Below are 21203 nucleotides of genomic sequence, written 5' to 3'. Positions count from 1 at the left end.
CATTAACCGGCTAATAATTGGTTGGGCTGCGCCATAACCGGCTAATCGCGGGGGCCTATTGAGGTGTGCTGTGTGGTCTGCGTTCGAGTTGCCGAAGACGTTCTTCGTGGTTGCGGACCCGTGCGGCCAGTGTGTCGATGAGCAGCCGGAGCCGGTTGACGTCCGCGGCCATGTTTTTCTCCGCATCCGCGTGTGTTTCGGTGATACGTTGGTGGATGAGTTCGCGTGCGACTGGGTTGCGGTAGAGGCTTGAGCGCGGGATGCCTAGCTGGGCTGCGATCGCGGTGAAGCTGATCCTGGCACCCTGGCTGGTGAGCTGACGCAGGGCTGTTTCCAGTTGCTCATTCAAGGGTTCTGTATTCATGCTGTGTTGGTTTCCTCAATGAGTAGGTCGAGCTGTTTGACCAAGGCCTGGTGCCGTCGTGCTTCGCTGTCCCAGCCGCGCCCGATGGCGTCCTGGGCCAGCAGTGCGGCGTCTTTGCGTTGGGCTTGGAGGACGGGCAGGTTGCTGTTCTCGGTGCGGAAGCTGGGGCAGTGTTCGCAGATGTTGGCGTAGGGGCAGGCTTCCTGCGCCGGGGCGCGGAGGCAGTAGCCGCCGGCGAGGCGGGATTTGATGGTTGGTGTTTCACGCCAGTTGCCGCCGGTGATACTTGTGATGGGCAGCTGTGTTCTTCCCGTCCCCGTCGTGGTGCCGATGCGGGTTTTGGCCAGGTCCAGGGCTCGTTCGTATTCGGTGCGCACGGTGGAATCAAAGAGGGAGGCGTAGCGCAGGCTCATCTCGGCAGAGACGTGCCCGAGCAGGCTCATCAGGGCTTGGAGGGTGACGCCGGCATTGATCAGGGCGGTGGCGTAGGTATGGCGGAGTTGGTGGGTGGTCACGTGCCCGAGCCCGGCGCTAGCGGCGGCACGGTCCAGCTCTGAGCGCAGTCCGTTGACCTGCAGCCGCTTCCCGTAACGGGTGAAGAGGAACTGTACGGGTTTGCCGGTCACGGGGTGGGTGATCGCCTGGCCCGGGGACCGGGTGGCGGTGATCCGGTCCAGCAGGGCCAGGCTGTCATCATCCAGGGGCACCATCCGTTCAGTCTTCATCTTGCCCAAGGGCACTTTCAGCCACGCGCCGTTGCCGGAGAGCTGGTGAACGCAGTCCAATTCCAGATCCAGGAGCTCACCGATCCTCAGCCCGCAAGCGCGCTGGAGCAACAATGCGTCGGCGGCCAGGCGGTTGGAGGATTCCAGCAGGGCTTGGGCGAGGACCCTGTCGCTGTCCGGTGGCAGGTAGCGGGGCAGCGGTCGGGGCAGTCGGGGACTATCGGAGCGGAACAGCAGTTGCCGTGCCGGGGCGTCCGGCCATCCCCATTCGGTGATTTCCCGCAGGAAGTTGGAGACGGCATGAATACGCCGGGCTTGTTCGGCAGGCGAAAGTATGCCCCCACTCTTGGTGTTCGGCGCCCGACTCAACGCGATCAGGTACGGCTCGATATGCCGGCACCGTTCCAACCCCTGGGGCCCGCAAAGATCCGGATCCAGTGTGGTGACATACGCCCCAAAATGGGCCAGTCGAGTAGCCAAAGATGAGACCGTTCGGGGAATACAGGTCACGGTTTTGCGATCCAGATACCGTACCAAAGCCCCGGCTAGGGGCCCATGAACTGTTTCCATGCGGTCACTGAAGGAACGGCGAGCATCTGGTTTCGGTGCCGGTTCGGGCATGAGGTCGGCATGAAACAGGACCCGGCGAACATCGGTGCACAGCACCAGATAGGGGTGGGCAGAGAGGCCGCTGCGTTGTTCCCGCGCCCGGCATGCGGCCTCAAATTCCTCCAAGTCACCAGTACCCGCGGAAGAGAGTGGGCCGCCTGTGTGCAGCAGGATCCGCGCCACGACCCCGGTGGCCATGGCACGGCTGACACGCTCACTAAAGCCCAGTGTGCGCGCCTGCTCTAGGAAGAAGAGCAGGTCTGCTTCGGGTGGTTGGCCTGTGCAGGCACTAAGAATATTGGTGAGTTTGGTTTCCAATAGATATCCGTAATCGCCGTGGATCCTTCCGGTCAGCATCAAAAAGAGGATGAAGGGCGTCGTATGATATTTGGTTTCCCAACGGACCTGCAGGGGCTCGCCCAACCAGTCTTCAGGAACCGGCCAGCGGGCCATGAACGTTCTCGCGCCGGAGAACGCCGGGGTGGAACCATGCCCGCGCGAGGCCAGATAGTCCCGGTACTCCTCCACGACCGCGGCAGGGTTCTCAGTCTGTGGATTGCTGGCGTTTGCGGGCTGCATCGTATTCGGCTTTCACATGGGCTGGGGCCAGATGGATATAACGGGCCGTGGTGTTGACGTGGGCATGGCCCAACAGCTCACGCATGACCGCCAAGTCAACCCCGGCCTCTGCCAGGGCGCTGCCAAAGGTATGACGCAACGCGTGCGGGTGGCCTTCGGCGACTCCAGAGATTTCCCGGTGATAGCGGAAGATCGTCCGCAGCCCAGCCGGCGTCAATGGCTGGCCCCGGGTCTTGCCCTTGGCCACCAGAAACAACATCAAACTCGCCGACTCGGGCCGTTCAATCAACAGGTAGGTCTGAATAATCGCGGCAACGTCGGTATCCAGAGGGACCCGACGTTCCTTGGATCCCTTGCCATGAACCAGCAGCCACCGGCCACCAATATCAACATCCCCCACCGCCAAACCCAGGACCTCCCCGGCCCGCAGCCCGCAATAAAGCATCAACCCGGCCATGGCCCGGTCCCGCCAAGACTTCAGACCCTGAAAAAATGCAACAACCTCCTCATGGTCCAAGGCCCGCGGAAGCCGGCGGGGCTCGCGTAAACGCAGCACGGAGCGGGGCTGGGGCCGGGCCAAATGACCAAGCAACCCCGAGCGGTAATCAGGGCCCTGCCACCGGGATTCCGTTCCCCGAGGGACAGGATTCTTCACCCCGGGGTCACGCATCACCATGAACGTGAAAAGGCCCGAGACAGCTGCCAGGCGCCGGTTCACCGTCGCCGGGGCATAACCATCAGTACGTTGGCCCTGCAAGGTCAAGACGTTAGGGCCAGGCCTGCCCGGGACCGTAGCGCGCCGGCACGCGGCGAGGTAGCGAAGCAGCACATCCGTGTTCACCTCGCCGAGGCCGAGTTCTTCGCCAGCCAGCCACCGGCAAAAAGCCAGCAGGTCGAACCCATAAGCCCGCACTGTCGCCGGCGAATAATTCCGGTCCGCCAGATAACCCAAATACTCATTGACGGTGGCAAACGCGGATGATCCCGCCCCGGCGATCAACCACGCACCGCCGGAAGCCTCCAACCTCATTTCCTGGCCGTCCTCCATGAGACAAAAGGGTCCGCCTCGCTCAAGCTAAAGTCAAGGGCTACCAGCGGGTTTCATAGAGTGAACAGCTGGAATAGCCGGTTAACAGGCACACTCCTTTGGCCCCCATGGACTGCCGGACCCGGTTGCCCACACACCACGCACCTAGCTCCCGGGAGGTGTACTGCGTTCCGTGGTCGCTGTGAAAAATGGCGTTGGGGCTCAGGTGGCCGCGGTCCCTGGCCATCGTCAGGGCTCCGGTAACCAACGAGGCGCGCATGTGCTCAGCCATGGCCCAGCCGACGACCATGCGGGTGCACAGGTCAATGACAGTGGCCAAATACAGCCACCCTTCGCCGGTGCGCAGGTAGGTAATATCGCCCACCAGACGCGTTCCAGGGGCTTCTGCAGTGAAGTCCCGGCCGATGAGGTCCTCGAAGACTTTATCCGGATCCGAGGCGATCGTGGTGCGCTTGAACGCTCTCATCCGCTTTGCCGCCCACCCGTTTTCGGCCATGATCCCCGCGACAGTGCCCACCGAAACCTCGATGCCGGCGGCGGCAAGTTTCGCATGGACCATGCGGTGCCCGAAGATCCCGTCGGAGGAATCGAAGACGGTCTTCACCTGATCCGTCAGTTCCCGGCGGCGCAGCGCAGTCGGGGTGTCGCCGGCGTCCAGCCGCCGGTAATACGTCGCCCGTGGGAGACCAAGCTGGCGGCACATCCAGGCCACCGGGAAGTCGGCGTTCTTCTCCTGAACAACTCGGTACAAGTCCTCTACCGTTGTTCTTTGGCGAAGAACGCCGAAACTTTTTTCAGGAAATCGTTCTCCCTCTCCAGCTCACGCATCCGTGCTTCCAACGCCTTGTATTTCGCAGGATCCACCGGATCATCCGGTTTCCCCCCACCGCCTGGTTGCCCCTCACGGGACACACGCACCCAGCGTTTCAACGCGGTGACGGAAATGCCGAGCTCCGGAGCGACAGAAGCCGGCGAACGGCCAGATGAAACCACGAGCTCAACGGCATCAGCCTTGAACTCATCGGAATAGGTAGGTCGAGCAGACATGAGCACAATCCTTTCAAACTGTGTCTCACATCAGTAGTACACCTCACCCTGCCCGGCAAGGAAGACGAGGTCCAGGAATTCCTCGGCATCGGGCGCGGGATCGTCGAGGAGGAACCGGCCACCGTCGCGTGGTTCGCGATCCGTCTCGGCCCGTCCTCCTTCGGGATCTTCGACGTGTTCCCCGATGACGCCGGCCGCGACGCGCACCTGTCCGGCGCCGTCGCGACCGCTCTCGGCGAGCAGACCGGCAAACTGTTCAGCGAGCCTACGATCGAGAAGTTGGACGTCCTGGCCTCTAAGCTCCCCGCCTGAGACCACGACCTCGTCGAGCGTGCCGCGGTCCGATTCTCACATCGCACAGCGGCACGCTCGTCACGATGGGGTCACGTTGGTAGCTGCCTGCAGTGCGGCGGCGAGATAGCCCGCGGAAGCACCGACGCCCTTATCCGCGACCTGGGCGGGCGTGCCAGCTGCAACCACGGTCCCGCCGGCGTCGCCCGCGCCGGGTCCAAGATCGATCACGTGATCGGCCACCGCGATAACGCGCATGTCCAGCTCGGCGGCGACGACCGTGTTGCCCGCGTCGACCAGCGTCTGCAGATGCGTGACCAGACGATCCGTGTCGGCGCAGTGGAGCCCTGACGTCGGCTCGTCCAGTACGTACAGCGTGTCTCCGCGCTGCGCCCGCTGCAACTCGGTCGCGAGCTTGACACGCTGCGCTTCACCCCCGGAGAGCTCGGTTGCCGGTTGACCCAGCCGGAGGTAATCGAGTCCGACATCCGACAAAGCGGTCAGCGACCGCGTGATCTCCTCATCGCCCGCGAAGAAGCGGTTCGCCTCCTCGACGCTCATGGACAACACGTCCGCGACCGTGTGCCCCCTCCACGTGATCTCGAGCGTTGATGCCTTGTATCGGCTGCCGTGGCAGTCGGGGCATTCGGTGTACACGGAAGGCAGGAAGAGGAGCTCGACCATCACCGATCCCTCGCCCTCGCAGGTCGGGCAGCGCCCGCCGGCGACATTGAAGGAGAATCGGCCAGGCTTGTACCCGCGGGAACGAGCTTCCGGGGTATCTGCAAATCGACGACGGACATGGTCGAACAGCCCGGTGTAGGTGGCGACGTTGGATCTCGGCGTCCGGCCGATGGGCCGCTGGTCGATGACGACCAGCCGCTGTACACCGGTGACGGGCCCGGCGACGCGCCCATCGAGACGTTCCGGCGCATCCGAGAGGAACGACTCGTCGCTGACCGGCTCGTCATCGGCCCGGACAGCCCGGCCAAGGCGATCGCCAAGCAGCGATGGAAGCGCCTGGCTAACCAGACTCGACTTGCCGGCCCCAGACACGCCCGTAACTGCGGTGAAGACACCCAATGGGATATGGACCGTGAGGTCGTGCAGGTTGTTCCGCGTCACGTTCTCCAGGCGCAGCCAACTGCGTGCCTCACGGGGTGTGCGAAGAGGGAGACCGCGGCCACCGAAGAGGTATCCGCGGGTCACGGACTCCTCAATATCGGCGAGCCCGTCGGGCGGGCCGCTATAGAGCACGCGGCCGCCGTGTTCACCGGCGCCGGGGCCGATGTCGACCAGCCAGTCCGCGTGCCGCATCACAGCCACGGAGTGTTCGACGATGAACAGGCTGTTCCCTCGCCCCTTGAGTCCATCCAGGATCTCGAGGAGCGCCGCCACGTCCTGCGGATGCAGCCCCGCCGATGGTTCGTCGAGGACGTAGACGACCCCGAAAAGATCAGAGCTGAGTTGCGTCGCGAGCCGGAGTCTCTGTAGCTCGCCGCCCGACAGTGTCGGGGTCGTCCGGCTCAATGACAAGTAACCCAGCCCCAGATCGACCAGTGGACGAAGCCGCTGCAACACCCCTGAAGCGAGCTGGACCGCAGCAGCACGCTTCTCTGGCGCTCGGCTTGCGGTGGGTCGCACATCGGGCGTAGGGGCAAGCGGAGCCTTGCCCGCAGCGCCCTGCCCTTCCCCCGCGGCACGCAGAGAGGCAGCGTCGGAAGAGGCGGCCTCGTGGTCCTCCAAGCGTGCGACGACTCCCGACAGGGTCGTGGCAAGTTCCCGAATCGGCAGTTGAGAGAGTTCAGCGATGTCGAATCCTTCGAACGTGACAGACAGCGCCTCGGGCTTCAGCCGCTTGCCATCGCAGACCGGGCAGATCGCAGCGGTGAGGAACTGCGCGACGCGCCGCTTCATCGAGGCGCTCTTCGTATTCGCGAACGTGTCCAGAATGTACCGGCGAGCCCCGACGAATGTGCCCGAGTAGCTCGGCTCCACACCTGCCTCGATCGCAGCTTTGGACTCAGAGAGCGAGAGCCGAGAGTGGACCGGAACGAAGGGGGTCTCATCGGTATACAGGATCCAGTCCCTGTCTTCTTTCGGCAGGTCCCCCCACGGCACATCGACGTCGTAACCGAGAGCAACCAGCACGTCGCGCAGCTGATGGCCGTGCCACGCGGTCGGCCAGGAAGCGATGGCACGTTCGCGGATGGTGAGCGAGGGGTCCGGGATCATCTGCTGCTCGTTCACCGCGTACACGCGTCCGATGCCGTGGCATTCCGAACAGGCCCCTTCGACCGTGTTCGCGGAGAAGTCCTCCGCATACAACATCGGCTGCCCGTCCGGGTAGTCCCCGGCCCTCGAGTACAGCATCCGCACCAAGCTCGACAACGTGGTGATGCTGCCCACGGTCGATCGGGCATTCCCGGCACCGCGCTGCTGCTGCAGGGCGACCGCAGGCGGCATCCCCGTGATCGAGTCGACATCGGGCACTCCCGCCTGATCGATCAGACGGCGGGCGTACGGTGCGACCGATTCCAAATAGCGTCGCTGCGACTCGGCGTACAGCGTCCCGAACGCCAGCGAGGACTTTCCCGATCCGGACACACCGGTGAAGACGACCGTTGCATCGCGCGGCACCGTGAGGTCGACATCCTGCAGATTGTGTTCTCGGGCGCCGAGAACGCGAACGTCGGGCTGCACGGAGAGCTTCGGCGGCGCGACCGCAGAGGATTCAACCATGGTCGAATGTTAGCAACGTACGGAAAGAGCCTGTGCTCGATCTTGTTCCATTTGCTGGTGCCCGGGGGCAGGTGGCAGACGGTGATTTCCAGGCCGGTTTCGGCGGCGAGGGCGGCGAGTTCGGTCTTCCAGAGCCGGGTCCGGTAGCCGTTGGATCCTCCGCCGTCGGCGGTGATCAGCAGGCGGTGCGCGTGCGGGTAGGCGGGTTTGCCGGCGGTGTTCCACCAGGAACGGATCGTGTTCACGGCGAAGGCCGCGGTGTCGTGGTCGGTGCCCACCGAGACCCAGCCGGTATTGGTGCCCACATTGTAGACGCCGTAGGGGTTGGCTTTGCCCAGCTCCTTGTCGATGAAATCGTGGACCTTGACCTGCTCGGGGTCCCCTTCCGGACGCCATTCGGTGCCGTTGTTCTTGTACTGCCCGACCAGTTCCTTTTTCTTGGTGTCGACGCTGATGACCGGCTGGCCCGCATCCAGATGCCCGGCGGCCTGGTCGTTGAGGTAGCTGAACTGGCCATCGCGGTCCGGATGCTGTCCGCCTTCGAGTGTCTTGGCGTTTGCCTGCAGGCTGAACCCGTTGTCCTTGAGCAGTTTTGCCACGGTGTCCGAGGCCACCGGGTGCCCCTTTTCGGTGAGCTCGGCCGCGAGTTTCCCGGTGGAGAGAGTGGTCCAGGACAGGGGCGACTCGGGGTCCCCGCGGCGGGTGGGCTCCACCAGTCCCAGGCGGCTTGCGGAGCGCAGATGCCATCCATCTCGCGGCGGCCATCCGGCTGCAGTCCGACATCCTGGTTGCCTACGACGCCGAGCTGCTCGCCGCAGCGGTGGACGCCAGCCTCAACGTCCTCTGCCCGGGCAGCAACCCTCCCCCGCCGGCAGCCGGGACTGAACGTGCAGTTCCGGCCAGCGGCGGGGCTCCTACCCCCAGGGATGCGCCGGGGCCGCTTTTCCCCCGGTCATTCCCGCGAGCATCGTCCGGTTCCGCGCCCCGGTCTTGCGCAGGATCGAGCCGACGTGCTTTTCCACGGTTTTCACCGAGATGCCGAGCTCGCGGGCGATCTGCTTGTCCGCCATGCCGCGGACCACCATGTCATGGACTTCCCTTTCGCGGGTAGTGAAGGCATCTGACTCGGCCTCCGTGGACGAGGAGCCCAGGAGGTGGTCGAAGATGTCGCCCTCCACGAGCGCCTGGCCCTGCCCGGCAGCGACGATGACGCGGGCAATCGTGTCCCCGCTGGCCCGCCGGTTGATGAAGCCGCGCACGCCGGCCTGCCGCGCCGAGCGCACCTGCTCCACAGTGGGGTTGTCCGTCAGCACCACGATCGCTACACCGGGGTCCAGCCCGCGGATCCCGGCCAGCACGCCGGTGGTGTTCTGGTGGACCATATCCAGGTCCACCAGAAGAACGTCCGGACGCAGCAGCTCGAACGCGTCAAACAGCTGCTCCGCGGACCTGACCTCGGCGGTCACCTGGATCGCGGGCTCGGCTATGCTGAGCAGCCGGACCAGGCCGGCGCTGATGACGGGGTGGTCGTTGGCGATCAGGATCTTCCATTGCGGCTGCCCCGACGCCTCCGGCTCCGGTGCGCGGTCCGGCAGGGTGGCGCGGACCTTTGTTCCCCAGCCCGGGGTGGTGTCAATGTGCAGATCCCCGCCGAGGTGGATGGCCCGGGAGGTCATCCCGTGCAGACCCAGGCACCCCGCGGGCAGGGTCGCGTGGTCGCCGTGCGCGGCGGCGAGATCGAAGCCCTGCCCGTTGTCCTCGACGACGACGGCGAGCGTCCCGGCGTCGTAAATCAACCCGGCGCGCACCGTCGTCGCCCGCGCGTGGGTCACCACATTGTTGAGCGCTTCCTGGACGATCTTAAACGCATGATGCGCGATCTCCGGCGCGAGCGGGCGTGCATCCCCGATCACCGTCAGCTGTGTCCCGGCGCCGGACATGGATTCCACCCAGGCCAGTTCGCCGGCGATCGCCTCGTCCAGGGTCCGGCCGGCGAGCGCCGCCGGGCCCATGCCGAGGACGGTCCGGCGCGTCTCGGTCAGGGCATCGTGGGCGATGGTCCGGGCCTTGCTCAGGTGCGGCGTCACCGTGTGCTCGCCGCCGTCGAGCCGGCTGGCCTTTTCGGCCTCGTCGAGGCTGAGCAGCAGCGTGGCCAGGGATCGACCCACCGTTTCGTGCACGTCCCGGACGGCGCGTTCGCGTTCGGCGGCGACGGCCGCCTCGCGCTCCCGGACGGAAGCCGTGGCATGAAGTTCGGAGTTGGCCAGGGCGATGGCGGCGTGGCTGGCAAAAAGTTCAGCCAGCCGGGCCTCCTCGGGGGTGAACACCCGGCCCTGGTCCGGGCTGAAGACGATGAAGGCCCCGATGATCTGTTCGCCCCATCGGATGGGCACCCCGATCACGGCGCAGTTCCAGCGCGGATCCGTCGGCGGGATGTGACCGCGTTCGATGCTGCTGTAAGCGTCCAGGATGACGGTGGAGCGGCTGCGCACGATCTGCCCGGTGAAGCCCTCCTTCAGCGAGAACGTCTGGCCTTCCTGGCAGCCGACGCCGATGTCCACCTTTTTCGTGTAGGTTCCACTGGCTTCATTGACCAGGGCGATGGAGCCGGACTCGCAGCCAAGCAGGGAAGTCGCGTGGTCAAGGATCCGGCCCAGCAGCGGCTGCAGTTCGAACCGTCCGGCGAGGTCACGGGCCAGCGCGGCGACTGAATCCAGCTTGTGCTGGGCCCCTTCGACGTCGCGCAGGCTGCGGACCAGCGTGTCGAATTCCGGCTCCGCTTCTGTCATTCCCGTCCTCCTTGACGAAAGGCAGGCCGCAGGTGATGCGGCGTCTGCTGTGGCGCTCCTCCCATCATAACCGGCCCCGTCAGCGCCCGCTACGTACGGGTTATCCCGCCCTGCGGAGGTGGGGAACTCCTCATACCGCGGCCCCGGCATTGATGGTTTCGTGGAAGCAGCGACCGCAGTACGTCAGCACAGTGGAGGGAAAGACTCATGGCCCGTATAGGGATCCTGACCAGCGGCGGCGACTGCCCCGGGCTCAACGCCGTTATCCGCTCGTGCGTGCTGCGCGGGATCCGCGTGCACGGGGACGAGTTTGTCGGATTCACGGACGGCTGGCGCGGGCTCGTGGAGGGCAGCACCATCAATCTGGACTGGATGAGCGTGCGCGGCATCGCAAACCTCGGCGGTACCATCCTCGGCACCTCCCGGGTCAGCCCACTCGGGGAGGGCGGCGGCGTCGAACGGATCCAGGCGAACCTGCGCGCCGAGGGAGTGGACGCCCTGATCGTGATCGGCGGCGAGGGCACCATGTCCGCGGCGAAAACCCTCAGCGACGCCGGCATTCCCATCGTCGGGGTGCCCAAGACCGTGGACAACGATCTGTCCGCGACCGACTTCTCCTTCGGCTTCCACACCGCCGTTGAAATCGCCACGGAAGCGATCGACCGGCTCAAGACCACCGGGCAGTCCCACCACCGCTGCATGATTGCCGAGGTGATGGGCCGGCACGCGGGGTGGATCGCGCTCTACGCCGGCATGGCCACCAGCGCGCATGCCATCCTGATCCCGGAGCAGACGGCCAGCCTGGATGAGATCTGCGAGTGGGTGGAAGGCCCGTTCCGGCGCGGCCGCACCCCGCTGGTGGTCGTGGCCGAGGGTTTCATCTCCGCCGACATGACCGAGCCGCACGCCGACCGCGGCCTGGACGGCTTCAACCGGCCCCGGCTCGGCGGGATCGGCGAGCGCCTGGCCCCCGTGATCGAGGACCGCACCGGCATCGAGACCCGTTCGACGACGCTGGGCCACATCCAGCGCGGCGGCGCCCCGAGCGCCACGGACCGGGTGCTGGCCACCCGGCTGGGCCTCGCCGCCGTCGACGCAGTCCATGACCGGGCCTGGGGGAAGATGGTCGCCACCCGCGCGGACGAGATCGTCCGGGTAAGCCTGGCGGAAGCTGTGGGCAAGCTCAAGACGGTCCCGCAGCACCGCTACGACGAGGCGACGTACCTGTTCGGTTAGGCGTTTAAGTACGACGGCGGACCGGTCACTGTTGCTTGGGCCGGATTTCCTGGATGACCCAGCGGTTGCCGTCCGGATCGCTCAGGTAGGCGAAAGCGAATCCGCCCATGTCCTGGGCTTCGCTGATGGGGGCGCCGCGGCGGAGCAGTTCGGTGCGCGCCGCGTCCATGTCCGGCACCACCAGCTGGAGGCCTTCGAGGCTGCCGGGGACCATACCGGTCATGCCGGTTCCGATGACGATCGAGCAGGACGAACCCGGCGGGGTGAGCTGCACCACCCGCATTCCCGGGATGTGTTCGACATCGTGGTCGAGGCCGAAGCCGAGCTGGTCAGTGTAGAAGGCCTTGGCCCGGTCCACGTCGGAAACGGGCACCTGGACGACTTCGAGACGGAGTTCCATCTCCGTCACCCTACGTCACAGGCCGGGCCCGGGAACCACCGTAGTGAGCATGTCGGGCCAGGTTCAGACCGGCGGAGCCGGCCACCGAAAGGTGACCGGCTCCGCCGTCGTACTTAACGCCGGGGGGATCCCCGGACGAGTGCCTAGAACACCCGGATCGGAATCTCGGCCGGGTCCATGAGCAGCGACTCGATTTCGTCGTCGAGCTTGACCAGGGTGATGGAAGCACCGGCCATGTCCAGGGAGGTGCAGTACTCGCCGACGTAGCTGCGGCCGACGCTGATGCCCTGCTCGGCGAGTCGCTTGTGGGCCTGGCCGTAGAGCAGGTACAGCTCGCTGATGGGGGTGCCGCCGAGGCCGTTGATCATGAGGGCCACACGGTCGCCGTCGCCGAACGGCAGGTCGTGGACGATCGGTGTGAGCATCTCCTCGACGATCTCGTTGGCGCTCATCATGGCCGCCCGGCGGCGGCCCGGCTCGCCGTGGATGCCGACGCCGATCTCGATCTCGTCCGGGCCGAGTTCGAACAGCGGGCTGCCCTTGGCCGGCGGGGTGCAGGCGGTCAGTGCTACGCCCATGCTGCGGGTGACGGAGTTGACCTTCTCGCCGATCCGGATGACCTCGTCCAGGTCCGCACCGCGCTCGGCGGCGGCGGCGACGGCCTTGATGACGAAGAAGTTCCCGGCCACGCCGCGGCGGCCGATCGTGTAGGTGGAGTCCTCCACGGAGACGTCATCGTTGATGAAGAGGGTCTTGACCTGGATGCCCTCGGCGGAGGACATTTCCTGGGCCATGTCGAAGACCATCTTGTCGCCGGTGTAGTTGTTCACCAGCAGCAGCACGCCCTTGGGTGAGGCCATCATCTTGGTGGTCTCGTAGACGTAGTCGAACGGCGGGGCCGCGAAGACGTCGCCCGGGCAGGCAGCGTCGAGCATGCCCTTGCCCACGATCATGACGTGCGCGGGTTCATGGCCGGAGCCGGAGCCCTGGACGATCGAGACCTTGTTCTGGTCCGGGCCGTCGGCGCGCATGATCAGGTTGTATTCGGGGACGTACTTGAGGGTGTCGGGGTTGGCCAGGGCCAGGCCTTCGAGCATCTCGGGGACGAACTGTTTGGGGTCGTTGACGAACTTTTTCATGAGATCTCCACGTCGTTGTGCTGGTCAGGTTCTATGGCAAAGCAGGGCTAGCGCTGGTCCCAGCCCTCGGTGATGTGTTCGATGATGATGGCGATTGCGACGGCGCCCGCGTCCGGGGAGCCGATGCTGCGTTCCCCGCTGTAGCTGGCCCGGCCGCGCCTGGCCTCCAGCGTGCTGGTGGCGTCAGCGCATTCGCGGACAGTCTTGGCAAAGGCGGCGCGGCATTCGGCCGGTCCGGCGCCGGCGGCGAGCTGGCGTTCCAGTTCGTCGGTGGCCGGGACCAGCGCGTCCAGCAGGGTCTTGTCGCCCAGACTCGCGCCGCCCCGGGCCATGATGCCCTCGGCGGCGGCGCGCAGCATGGCGACGGCGGCGGCGCCGTCGATCGCGTCCATTGTCTTGGCGGCGGCGGAGGCGCGCAGGAATGCGGTCCCCCACAGCGGGCCGGAGGTCCCGCCGATCCGGGAGGAGATAGCCAGGGCGATCTGCTGCAGGAAGGTGGCGACGTCGTCGCGCTTGAAAGAATCCCAGTCATGCAGGACCTTCTCGAAGCCGCGGGCCAGGGAGTAGCCGAGGTCACCGTCGCCCACCACCGCGTCCAGGCCGCCGAACTCCTTTTCCTTGTCGACGGCGGTCTGCGCGAGCGTGTGGACGACGTACTCGACGTCGGCGAGGTCGGTGGCAGTCATGGGGTCTCCGTCAGGGTCGAAGGGGCGGTTGAAACATCGGTGGCGGTTGAGATTGCGGCGCCGACGCCGGGCCGGGGCTCTGGCCGTGGCACTGCCAGGATCGCCTGCAGCGTCGCCAGCGTGACGGCGCCGGGGACGTCGACGCCGGCCGGGTTGGCGAGGACCTTGGCCTTTTCGCCCGCGTCCCCGGGGTCGGCGGCCTCGCCGAGGGAGCTGACCACGAGTGCGGCGCCGGTGAAGTCTTCCTCGCGGGTGTAGCCGCTGACGGTGACCAGGGTGCGCAGTCCGGCGCCGAGGGCGGCGCGGAGGCCGTTGGCGCTGTCCTCGACCACGATCGTCTCGTCCGGGTCCAGGTTCAGCTCCTTGAGCGCGAGCAGGTAGATGTCCGGGGCGGGCTTTTTCTGCTGGACGATGTCACCGGCGAACACGGCGAAGTGCGCGGCGAGTTCATCGCCGACGGCGTGGCTGAGGACGGCGCGGACAGCAGGTTCCGCTGAGGTGGAGGCCACCGCGAGGGTCCACCCGGCGTCGTGCGCTTCCCGGACAATCCGGGCGATGCCGGGCCGGGCGGGCATCACGCCGGATCCCACGAGCTCTTTGTAGACGGCGGTCTTGCGCTGGTGCCAGGCCAGGACGGCCGCGTTTATGGCGGCGTCGTCCGCCAGGCCCAGGCTGCGGGCGAGGTCGGCGGTGAGGATGCTGCGCATCCGCTCCTTGCCGCCGCCGATCTTGACCTTCTCCGCGTACTCCTCCACGCTCCACTGCACGGGGACGTTGAAATCGGCGAAGGTCCGGTTGAAGGCCGGCAGGTGGCCGTGCTGTTCGGTGTCGGCCAGGACGCCGTCGCAGTCGAAGATAAGGGCCGGCATCAGCGGCCGCCCTTGCCGGCGCTGCCGAATTGCTCGGTCAGCTCTTTGACCATGGTCATGATGTCCGCGCGGGTGTGCTTGAACAGCGACGGCGGGTCCCATTTGTTGTTCTGCTCGGCCTGCTTGAGGAAGGCCAGGGAGGACTGCATAAAGGTTTCCTTCAGCGCGGTGGAGATGTTGACCTTCGCGCAGCCGCGGGCGATCAGGTCCGCGAACTGCTCCGGGCTCAGCCCGGACCCGCCGTGCAGGGCGATGGGGATGTTACGGGCCTCCACGATCTCGGTGACGCGGCCGACGTCGAGCACGGGGGCGGCTTTGTAGGAGCCGTGGGCGTTGCCGATCGAGGGGGCAAAGACGTCGATGCCGGTGGCATCGACGAAGTTCAGCGCCGTGTCCAGGCTCTGCTGCGGGGCGACGTCGTCCGAACCGTGATCATCCTCGACGCCGGTGATCGCCTCGATCTCTCCTTCCACCTGGGCGCCGTACTGGCGGGCCTCGGCCACCACTTCGATGGTCTGGCGCTGGTTTTCCGCCACGGGCAGGTTGGAGGCGTCAAAGAGCACGGAGTTCCAGCCGGCCTTGAGGCATTCGGTGACCACCTCCCGGTCCGGGCAGTGGTCCAGGTGCAGGGTGACGGGGACTTCGATGCCTCGGGTCAGGGACTGCCACATGTCGAACAGCTGGCGGGAGCCGATGCTGCGGACCGTCTTGACCGAGGTCTGCAGGATGACCGGAGAGTTCGCTTCCTCGGCGGCGGCGAGGACCGCCTCCATGGTCAGGTCGTTGAAAATGTTGATGGCCGGCACGCCGTAACGGGCGCTAAAGGCCGGATCGACTATGTCCTTCAGGGGCACAACACCCACGGAAACCTCCTAGATTGGCTGCCTTCCACGTTAGGGGAGCTTGTCTGTCGCGGGTACGGGGGGAAACCCGCATGCGGGCTTGGGGGTCATCCCCACCTGTTGTGTGACCCGGGTCTCGTGCTTGAGTTGGCCCACTATCCCCCAGCGAAAAGGATCAGAGCCATGGCCGACGGAACCGTACTGGAAACCATCACCCTCGAAGAAGCGCAGCAAGTCATCGACGCCGCCGCGAAGAAGGCCGCCGAAATCGGCCAGCCGATGGACATCGCCGTGGTGGACGCCGGCGGCAACCTCAAGGCCCACGCCCGGATGGACGGCGCGAACATCGGCTCCATCACCATCGCGATCAACAAGGCCTACACGTCCATTGCCTTCCAGTGCGAAACCGGGAATTTGCAGGAAGCCACCCGGCCACACGGCCCGATCCACGGCCTGAGCGACGCCCACGGCGGGCGGCTGGTGGTGTTCCCCGGCGGGATTCCGCTGGTGCGGGACGGGCGGATCATGGGCGCCGTTGGCGTGTCCACCGGGACCATTGAGCAGGACCAGGAGGTTGCCGAGGCCGGAGCCGGGGCTTACTGAGGGTTGCCTGGTCCGAGCTTCCGGCTCTGCCCGTCCGCTTACCCGCGGTGGCACCTCTACCCGCGGTGGCCCCCCTACCCGCGGTGGCCCCCCTACCCGCGGTGGACCGACGCCGCCTCTATCACGGCTGCCGCCATGACGGTCTTGCCCGCGCCCATGGTCGCCGTTAACGCGACTGACGAGACCCGCTTGCTGGCGCTGCGATAGAAGTCCTTCGCCGCCGCGAGCTCGCGGAGCGTGTCGCCGACTGCGTCGGCCTGATAGTCCTTCAGTGTGTACCGCATCAGAGGTCCCCGGTGCTCTCGCAATTGCGCAGGTAGTCCTCGTAAAGGCGGACTGTCTCGATCCCGCGAAGCTCGTCCGCGACCTGCTGGTAACGGCCCTCGTCATCTGTGACGATGTACGCGATGCGGAGATCCTTGACGGTTCTCAGAGATCTCACGAACTCGGATGCCTGATCGAGATCCTTGAGTATGCCGTAGGTGTCTGCGATCGCCCAGCCATCGACAAGCTTCTCGACCCGACGGCCCTGAGCTCCCGCACGCAACCAGAGCATCGGTGCGATCGCCATGAAGGCGCGATCGTTGCTCACCATCCACGGGGATTCGTAGGTGAGGGTGAAAAACGCGGCATTTTCCTCAAATCCATCAGCCATCGGAAACTCATCGACGAACTTGTAGTGGCCATTGATCCGGGCGCCGTCCGAGGTAAGGCCTGAAATCGCCGCACGAATCCGGGGCTTCGTCACAAAATCGCAGATCCCGAACTTCTCCCAAGCGGCATCACCGGGACGCAACCCGTCCTCTCGAAGAGAACGCTGTTCCTCGGCGGAAACTTCATTGTTCGTCACCAGAATGGCCTGCCGACCGCCACCATCTTGTTTGTTGAGGCGCATTACAGCGTGGGCCGTGGTGCCTGAGCCGGAAAAGAAGTCGAGGATCACTGCATCTGGTTTCTCCTTGACGAAAAGGCGGAGGACGTCTTCGACGGCGTAGAGCGCTTTAGGGAAGGGGAAAGCTCTTCCAGGGAGCATCTTTCGTACTAGTGCGGTCCCATAGTTTCCCGCGTTGTGTGACTCGCTGTTCCAAACAGTCTTCGGAGTACCTCCAACGCGAGACTCGGACGTGGTTCGTTCGAGGATGGGACTGCTGTCGGTTTAGTTGACTCGCTTGGTTAGGCCGCGAGTGCGACGTTTGTGATCATTTCATACTCGATCGGGGTGAGCTTTCCCAGGCCGCGTTGGCGTCGCCGACGGTGGTAGGTCCGCTCGATCCAGATCACGATCGCTAGGCGCAGTTCCTCCCGGGTGTGCCATCGTTTCCGGTCCAGGACGTTCTTCTGTAGAAGCGAGAAGAACGATTCCATCGCCGCGTTATCGCCGCATTAACCGGCTAATAATTGGTTGGGCTGCGCCATAACCGGCTAATCGCGGGGGCCTATTGAGGTGTGCTGTGTGGTCTGCGTTCGAGTTGCCGAAGACGTTCTTCGTGGTTGCGGACCCGTGCGGCCAGTGTGTCGATGAGCAGCCGGAGCCGGTTGACGTCCGCGGCCATGTTTTTCTCCGCATCCGCGTGTGTTTCGGTGATACGTTGGTGGATGAGTTCGCGTGCGACTGGGTTGCGGTAGAGGCTTGAGCGCGGGATGCCTAGCTGGGCTGCGATCGCGGTGAAGCTGATCCTGGCACCCTGGCTGGTGAGCTGACGCAGGGCTGTTTCCAGTTGCTCATTCAAGGGTTCTGTATTCATGCTGTGTTGGTTTCCTCAATGAGTAGGTCGAGCTGTTTGACCAAGGCCTGGTGCCGTCGTGCTTCGCTGTCCCAGCCGCGCCCGATGGCGTCCTGGGCCAGCAGTGCGGCGTCTTTGCGTTGGGCTTGGAGGACGGGCAGGTTGCTGTTCTCGGTGCGGAAGCTGGGGCAGTGTTCGCAGATGTTGGCGTAGGGGCAGGCTTCCTGCGCCGGGGCGCGGAGGCAGTAGCCGCCGGCGAGGCGGGATTTGATGGTTGGTGTTTCACGCCAGTTGCCGCCGGTGATACTTGTGATGGGCAGCTGTGTTCTTCCCGTCCCCGTCGTGGTGCCGATGCGGGTTTTGGCCAGGTCCAGGGCTCGTTCGTATTCGGTGCGCACGGTGGAATCAAAGAGGGAGGCGTAGCGCAGGCTCATCTCGGCAGAGACGTGCCCGAGCAGGCTCATCAGGGCTTGGAGGGTGACGCCGGCATTGATCAGGGCGGTGGCGTAGGTATGGCGGAGTTGGTGGGTGGTCACGTGCCCGAGCCCGGCGCTAGCGGCGGCACGGTCCAGCTCTGAGCGCAGTCCGTTGACCTGCAGCCGCTTCCCGTAACGGGTGAAGAGGAACTGTACGGGTTTGCCGGTCACGGGGTGGGTGATCGCCTGGCCCGGGGACCGGGTGGCGGTGATCCGGTCCAGCAGGGCCAGGCTGTCATCATCCAGGGGCACCATCCGTTCAGTCTTCATCTTGCCCAAGGGCACTTTCAGCCACGCGCCGTTGCCGGAGAGCTGGTGAACGCAGTCCAATTCCAGATCCAGGAGCTCACCGATCCTCAGCCCGCAAGCGCGCTGGAGCAACAATGCGTCGGCGGCCAGGCGGTTGGAGGATTCCAGCAGGGCTTGGGCGAGGACCCTGTCGCTGTCCGGTGGCAGGTAGCGGGGCAGCGGTCGGGGCAGTCGGGGACTATCGGAGCGGAACAGCAGTTGCCGTGCCGGGGCGTCCGGCCATCCCCATTCGGTGATTTCCCGCAGGAAGTTGGAGACGGCATGAATACGCCGGGCTTGTTCGGCAGGCGAAAGTATGCCCCCACTCTTGGTGTTCGGCGCCCGACTCAACGCGATCAGGTACGGCTCGATATGCCGGCACCGTTCCAACCCCTGGGGCCCGCAAAGATCCGGATCCAGTGTGGTGACATACGCCCCAAAATGGGCCAGTCGAGTAGCCAAAGATGAGACCGTTCGGGGAATACAGGTCACGGTTTTGCGATCCAGATACCGTACCAAAGCCCCGGCTAGGGGCCCATGAACTGTTTCCATGCGGTCACTGAAGGAACGGCGAGCATCTGGTTTCGGTGCCGGTTCGGGCATGAGGTCGGCATGAAACAGGACCCGGCGAACATCGGTGCACAGCACCAGATAGGGGTGGGCAGAGAGGCCGCTGCGTTGTTCCCGCGCCCGGCATGCGGCCTCAAATTCCTCCAAGTCACCAGTACCCGCGGAAGAGAGTGGGCCGCCTGTGTGCAGCAGGATCCGCGCCACGACCCCGGTGGCCATGGCACGGCTGACACGCTCACTAAAGCCCAGTGTGCGCGCCTGCTCTAGGAAGAAGAGCAGGTCTGCTTCGGGTGGTTGGCCTGTGCAGGCACTAAGAATATTGGTGAGTTTGGTTTCCAATAGATATCCGTAATCGCCGTGGATCCTTCCGGTCAGCATCAAAAAGAGGATGAAGGGCGTCGTATGATATTTGGTTTCCCAACGGACCTGCAGGGGCTCGCCCAACCAGTCTTCAGGAACCGGCCAGCGGGCCATGAACGTTCTCGCGCCGGAGAACGCCGGGGTGGAACCATGCCCGCGCGAGGCCAGATAGTCCCGGTACTCCTCCACGACCGCGGCAGGGTTCTCAGTCTGTGGATTGCTGGCGTTTGCGGGCTGCATCGTATTCGGCTTTCACATGGGCTGGGGCCAGATGGATATAACGGGCCGTGGTGTTGACGTGGGCATGGCCCAACAGCTCACGCATGACCGCCAAGTCAACCCCGGCCTCTGCCAGGGCGCTGCCAAAGGTATGACGCAACGCGTGCGGGTGGCCTTCGGCGACTCCAGAGATTTCCCGGTGATAGCGGAAGATCGTCCGCAGCCCAGCCGGCGTCAATGGCTGGCCCCGGGTCTTGCCCTTGGCCACCAGAAACAACATCAAACTCGCCGACTCGGGCCGTTCAATCAACAGGTAGGTCTGAATAATCGCGGCAACGTCGGTATCCAGAGGGACCCGACGTTCCTTGGATCCCTTGCCATGAACCAGCAGCCACCGGCCACCAATATCAACATCCCCCACCGCCAAACCCAGGACCTCCCCGGCCCGCAGCCCGCAATAAAGCATCAACCCGGCCATGGCCCGGTCCCGCCAAGACTTCAGACCCTGAAAAAATGCAACAACCTCCTCATGGTCCAAGGCCCGCGGAAGCCGGCGGGGCTCGCGTAAACGCAGCACGGAGCGGGGCTGGGGCCGGGCCAAATGACCAAGCAACCCCGAGCGGTAATCAGGGCCCTGCCACCGGGATTCCGTTCCCCGAGGGACAGGATTCTTCACCCCGGGGTCACGCATCACCATGAACGTGAAAAGGCCCGAGACAGCTGCCAGGCGCCGGTTCACCGTCGCCGGGGCATAACCATCAGTACGTTGGCCCTGCAAGGTCAAGACGTTAGGGCCAGGCCTGCCCGGGACCGTAGCGCGCCGGCACGCGGCGAGGTAGCGAAGCAGCACATCCGTGTTCACCTCGCCGAGGCCGAGTTCTTCGCCAGCCAGCCACCGGCAAAAAGCCAGCAGGTCGAACCCATAAGCCCGCACTGTCGCCGGCGAATAATTCCGGTCCGCCAGATAACCCAAATACTCATTGACGGTGGCAAACGCGGATGATCCCGCCCCGGCGATCAACCACGCACCGCCGGAAGCCTCCAACCTCATTTCCTGGCCGTCCTCCATGAGACAAAAGGGTCCGCCTCGCTCAAGCTAAAGTCAAGGGCTACCAGCGGGTTTCATAGAGTGAACAGCTGGAATAGCCGGTTAACAGGCACACTCCTTTGGCCCCCATGGACTGCCGGACCCGGTTGCCCACACACCACGCACCTAGCTCCCGGGAGGTGTACTGCGTTCCGTGGTCGCTGTGAAAAATGGCGTTGGGGCTCAGGTGGCCGCGGTCCCTGGCCATCGTCAGGGCTCCGGTAACCAACGAGGCGCGCATGTGCTCAGCCATGGCCCAGCCGACGACCATGCGGGTGCACAGGTCAATGACAGTGGCCAAATACAGCCACCCTTCGCCGGTGCGCAGGTAGGTAATATCGCCCACCAGACGCGTTCCAGGGGCTTCTGCAGTGAAGTCCCGGCCGATGAGGTCCTCGAAGACTTTATCCGGATCCGAGGCGATCGTGGTGCGCTTGAACGCTCTCATCCGCTTTGCCGCCCACCCGTTTTCGGCCATGATCCCCGCGACAGTGCCCACCGAAACCTCGA

Annotated in this window: 21 protein-coding genes and 2 pseudogenes; 3 read left to right on the top strand and 20 right to left on the bottom strand. The window is 65.0% G+C overall.

What is annotated here, in order from left to right:
* Positions 1 to 55 precede the first annotated feature (55 nt).
* From ACQQCD_RS13770 to ACQQCD_RS13750, 5 genes are read right to left on the bottom strand one after another with little or no spacing between them, the layout of a single operon-like run.
* Positions 56 to 364, bottom strand: a complete 309-nt coding sequence (locus ACQQCD_RS13770; protein WP_430268852.1) for a helix-turn-helix domain-containing protein — start codon at positions 362 to 364, stop codon at positions 56 to 58.
* Positions 361 to 2277 carry a tyrosine-type recombinase/integrase gene (locus ACQQCD_RS13765; RefSeq protein WP_430268851.1) on the bottom strand — a complete coding sequence of 639 codons (1917 nt, stop codon included), beginning with the start codon at positions 2275 to 2277 and terminating at the stop codon, positions 361 to 363. Before ACQQCD_RS13765 ends, ACQQCD_RS13770 begins: the two co-directional genes overlap by 4 nt.
* Entirely contained in the window at positions 2243 to 3307 is a 1065-nt protein-coding gene (locus ACQQCD_RS13760) for a tyrosine-type recombinase/integrase (RefSeq protein ID WP_430268850.1), read from the bottom strand. Before ACQQCD_RS13760 ends, ACQQCD_RS13765 begins: the two co-directional genes overlap by 35 nt.
* 58 nt (positions 3308 to 3365) lie before the next feature.
* Complete coding sequence (locus ACQQCD_RS13755; protein WP_430268863.1) at positions 3366 to 4076, bottom strand: IS3 family transposase; 711 nt, start codon at positions 4074 to 4076, stop codon at positions 3366 to 3368.
* A gap of 5 nt (positions 4077 to 4081) precedes the next feature.
* Positions 4082 to 4372: a transposase gene (locus tag ACQQCD_RS13750; RefSeq protein WP_047040760.1), complete on the bottom strand. Its 291-nt coding sequence runs from the start codon at positions 4370 to 4372 to the stop codon at positions 4082 to 4084.
* A gap of 18 nt (positions 4373 to 4390) precedes the next feature.
* Between ACQQCD_RS13750 and ACQQCD_RS13745 the strand changes: the two genes are divergently transcribed.
* Positions 4391 to 4684, top strand: a complete 294-nt coding sequence (locus ACQQCD_RS13745) for a putative quinol monooxygenase (RefSeq protein WP_430268865.1) — start codon at positions 4391 to 4393, stop codon at positions 4682 to 4684.
* Positions 4685 to 4744: 60 nt separating this feature from the next.
* Here ACQQCD_RS13745 and ACQQCD_RS13740 read toward each other — a convergent pair whose 3' ends face one another.
* From ACQQCD_RS13740 to ACQQCD_RS13730, 3 genes and pseudogenes are all read right to left on the bottom strand, one after another.
* Positions 4745 to 7405, bottom strand: coding sequence for an excinuclease ABC subunit A (locus tag ACQQCD_RS13740; RefSeq protein ID WP_430268862.1), 2661 nt, complete (start codon positions 7403 to 7405; stop codon positions 4745 to 4747).
* A gap of 11 nt (positions 7406 to 7416) precedes the next feature.
* Positions 7417 to 8121, bottom strand: a pseudogene (locus ACQQCD_RS13735) (ISAzo13 family transposase); the annotation flags it as partial.
* A 198-nt stretch (positions 8122 to 8319) separates the two neighbouring features.
* A complete protein-coding gene (locus ACQQCD_RS13730; RefSeq protein ID WP_430268861.1) occupies positions 8320 to 10194 on the bottom strand; it encodes a GAF domain-containing protein in 1875 nt (624 codons plus the stop codon).
* A gap of 207 nt (positions 10195 to 10401) precedes the next feature.
* Here ACQQCD_RS13730 and ACQQCD_RS13725 point away from each other — a divergent pair, with 207 nt between their 5' ends.
* The gene (locus tag ACQQCD_RS13725) at positions 10402 to 11430 is read left to right on the top strand and encodes an ATP-dependent 6-phosphofructokinase (RefSeq protein ID WP_430268860.1); all 1029 of its coding nucleotides are present in this window, start codon (positions 10402 to 10404) and stop codon (positions 11428 to 11430) included.
* Positions 11431 to 11455: 25 nt separating this feature from the next.
* Here the strand turns inward: ACQQCD_RS13725 and ACQQCD_RS13720 are convergent, their stop codons facing one another.
* The 5 genes from ACQQCD_RS13720 to ACQQCD_RS13700 all read right to left on the bottom strand — a co-directional run bounded on the left by ACQQCD_RS13720 (position 11456) and on the right by ACQQCD_RS13700 (position 15387).
* Positions 11456 to 11830, bottom strand: a complete 375-nt coding sequence (locus ACQQCD_RS13720; RefSeq protein ID WP_430268859.1) for a VOC family protein — start codon at positions 11828 to 11830, stop codon at positions 11456 to 11458.
* A 143-nt stretch (positions 11831 to 11973) separates the two neighbouring features.
* Positions 11974 to 12969, bottom strand: coding sequence for a dihydroxyacetone kinase subunit DhaK (dhaK, locus tag ACQQCD_RS13715; protein ID WP_430268858.1), 996 nt, complete (start codon positions 12967 to 12969; stop codon positions 11974 to 11976).
* 47 nt (positions 12970 to 13016) lie between these two features.
* Entirely contained in the window at positions 13017 to 13655 is a 639-nt protein-coding gene (gene dhaL, locus ACQQCD_RS13710; RefSeq protein ID WP_430268857.1) for a dihydroxyacetone kinase subunit DhaL, read from the bottom strand.
* Complete coding sequence (locus tag ACQQCD_RS13705; protein ID WP_430268856.1) at positions 13652 to 14524, bottom strand: HAD-IA family hydrolase; 873 nt, start codon at positions 14522 to 14524, stop codon at positions 13652 to 13654. The genes dhaL and ACQQCD_RS13705 overlap by 4 nt, the downstream gene beginning before the upstream one ends.
* Positions 14524 to 15387: a class II fructose-bisphosphate aldolase gene (locus ACQQCD_RS13700; protein ID WP_430268855.1), complete on the bottom strand. Its 864-nt coding sequence runs from the start codon at positions 15385 to 15387 to the stop codon at positions 14524 to 14526. The genes ACQQCD_RS13705 and ACQQCD_RS13700 overlap by 1 nt, the downstream gene beginning before the upstream one ends.
* A 162-nt stretch (positions 15388 to 15549) precedes the next feature.
* Here ACQQCD_RS13700 and ACQQCD_RS13695 point away from each other — a divergent pair, with 162 nt between their 5' ends.
* A complete protein-coding gene (locus tag ACQQCD_RS13695) occupies positions 15550 to 15969 on the top strand; it encodes a GlcG/HbpS family heme-binding protein (protein WP_430268854.1) in 420 nt (139 codons plus the stop codon).
* Positions 15970 to 16061: 92 nt separating this feature from the next.
* On the opposite strand, the gene ACQQCD_RS13690 is transcribed toward ACQQCD_RS13695, so the two are convergent.
* From ACQQCD_RS13690 to ACQQCD_RS13660, 7 genes and pseudogenes are all read right to left on the bottom strand, one after another.
* A complete protein-coding gene (locus ACQQCD_RS13690) occupies positions 16062 to 16253 on the bottom strand; it encodes a DEAD/DEAH box helicase family protein (RefSeq protein WP_430268853.1) in 192 nt (63 codons plus the stop codon).
* Positions 16253 to 17110 (bottom strand): DNA methyltransferase, encoded by an 858-nt coding sequence (locus ACQQCD_RS13685; protein ID WP_430268864.1) that lies wholly within the window; start codon positions 17108 to 17110, stop codon positions 16253 to 16255. The genes ACQQCD_RS13690 and ACQQCD_RS13685 overlap by 1 nt, the downstream gene beginning before the upstream one ends.
* Before the next feature lie 32 nt (positions 17111 to 17142).
* Positions 17143 to 17352 (bottom strand): annotated as a pseudogene (locus ACQQCD_RS13680) (IS3 family transposase); the annotation flags it as partial.
* A 53-nt stretch (positions 17353 to 17405) separates the two neighbouring features.
* Complete coding sequence (locus ACQQCD_RS13675; protein ID WP_430268852.1) at positions 17406 to 17714, bottom strand: helix-turn-helix domain-containing protein; 309 nt, start codon at positions 17712 to 17714, stop codon at positions 17406 to 17408.
* Positions 17711 to 19627, bottom strand: coding sequence for a tyrosine-type recombinase/integrase (locus tag ACQQCD_RS13670; protein ID WP_430268851.1), 1917 nt, complete (start codon positions 19625 to 19627; stop codon positions 17711 to 17713). Before ACQQCD_RS13670 ends, ACQQCD_RS13675 begins: the two co-directional genes overlap by 4 nt.
* Positions 19593 to 20657 (bottom strand): tyrosine-type recombinase/integrase, encoded by a 1065-nt coding sequence (locus ACQQCD_RS13665; protein ID WP_430268850.1) that lies wholly within the window; start codon positions 20655 to 20657, stop codon positions 19593 to 19595. The genes ACQQCD_RS13670 and ACQQCD_RS13665 overlap by 35 nt, the downstream gene beginning before the upstream one ends.
* A 58-nt stretch (positions 20658 to 20715) precedes the next feature.
* The coding region (locus tag ACQQCD_RS13660) for a DDE-type integrase/transposase/recombinase (protein ID WP_430268849.1) at positions 20716 to 21203 on the bottom strand (488 nt) is incomplete at its 5' end.

The sequence above is a fragment of the Pseudarthrobacter sp. J1763 genome, assembly GCF_050490295.1.
GTDB lineage: Bacteria > Actinomycetota > Actinomycetes > Actinomycetales > Micrococcaceae > JBNPEO01.
Note: the sequence above shows the minus strand (reverse complement) of the source record. Positions and strands in the feature narration are given on the sequence as shown.

Coding starts and splice junctions, on each gene's coding strand:
- ACQQCD_RS13770 (WP_430268852.1), bottom strand. CDS start 364: ATGAATACAGAACCCTTGAATGAGCAACTGGAAACAGCCCTGCGTCAG.
- ACQQCD_RS13765 (WP_430268851.1), bottom strand. CDS start 2,277: ATGCAGCCCGCAAACGCCAGCAATCCACAGACTGAGAACCCTGCCGCG.
- ACQQCD_RS13760 (WP_430268850.1), bottom strand. CDS start 3,307: ATGAGGTTGGAGGCTTCCGGCGGTGCGTGGTTGATCGCCGGGGCGGGA.
- ACQQCD_RS13750 (WP_047040760.1), bottom strand. CDS start 4,372: ATGTCTGCTCGACCTACCTATTCCGATGAGTTCAAGGCTGATGCCGTT.
- ACQQCD_RS13740 (WP_430268862.1), bottom strand. CDS start 7,405: ATGGTTGAATCCTCTGCGGTCGCGCCGCCGAAGCTCTCCGTGCAGCCC.
- ACQQCD_RS13730 (WP_430268861.1), bottom strand. CDS start 10,194: ATGACAGAAGCGGAGCCGGAATTCGACACGCTGGTCCGCAGCCTGCGC.
- ACQQCD_RS13725 (WP_430268860.1), top strand. CDS start 10,402: ATGGCCCGTATAGGGATCCTGACCAGCGGCGGCGACTGCCCCGGGCTC.
- ACQQCD_RS13720 (WP_430268859.1), bottom strand. CDS start 11,830: ATGGAACTCCGTCTCGAAGTCGTCCAGGTGCCCGTTTCCGACGTGGAC.
- dhaK (WP_430268858.1), bottom strand. CDS start 12,969: ATGAAAAAGTTCGTCAACGACCCCAAACAGTTCGTCCCCGAGATGCTC.
- dhaL (WP_430268857.1), bottom strand. CDS start 13,655: ATGACTGCCACCGACCTCGCCGACGTCGAGTACGTCGTCCACACGCTC.
- ACQQCD_RS13705 (WP_430268856.1), bottom strand. CDS start 14,524: ATGCCGGCCCTTATCTTCGACTGCGACGGCGTCCTGGCCGACACCGAA.
- ACQQCD_RS13695 (WP_430268854.1), top strand. CDS start 15,550: ATGGCCGACGGAACCGTACTGGAAACCATCACCCTCGAAGAAGCGCAG.
- ACQQCD_RS13690 (WP_430268853.1), bottom strand. CDS start 16,253: ATGCGGTACACACTGAAGGACTATCAGGCCGACGCAGTCGGCGACACG.
- ACQQCD_RS13675 (WP_430268852.1), bottom strand. CDS start 17,714: ATGAATACAGAACCCTTGAATGAGCAACTGGAAACAGCCCTGCGTCAG.
- ACQQCD_RS13670 (WP_430268851.1), bottom strand. CDS start 19,627: ATGCAGCCCGCAAACGCCAGCAATCCACAGACTGAGAACCCTGCCGCG.
- ACQQCD_RS13665 (WP_430268850.1), bottom strand. CDS start 20,657: ATGAGGTTGGAGGCTTCCGGCGGTGCGTGGTTGATCGCCGGGGCGGGA.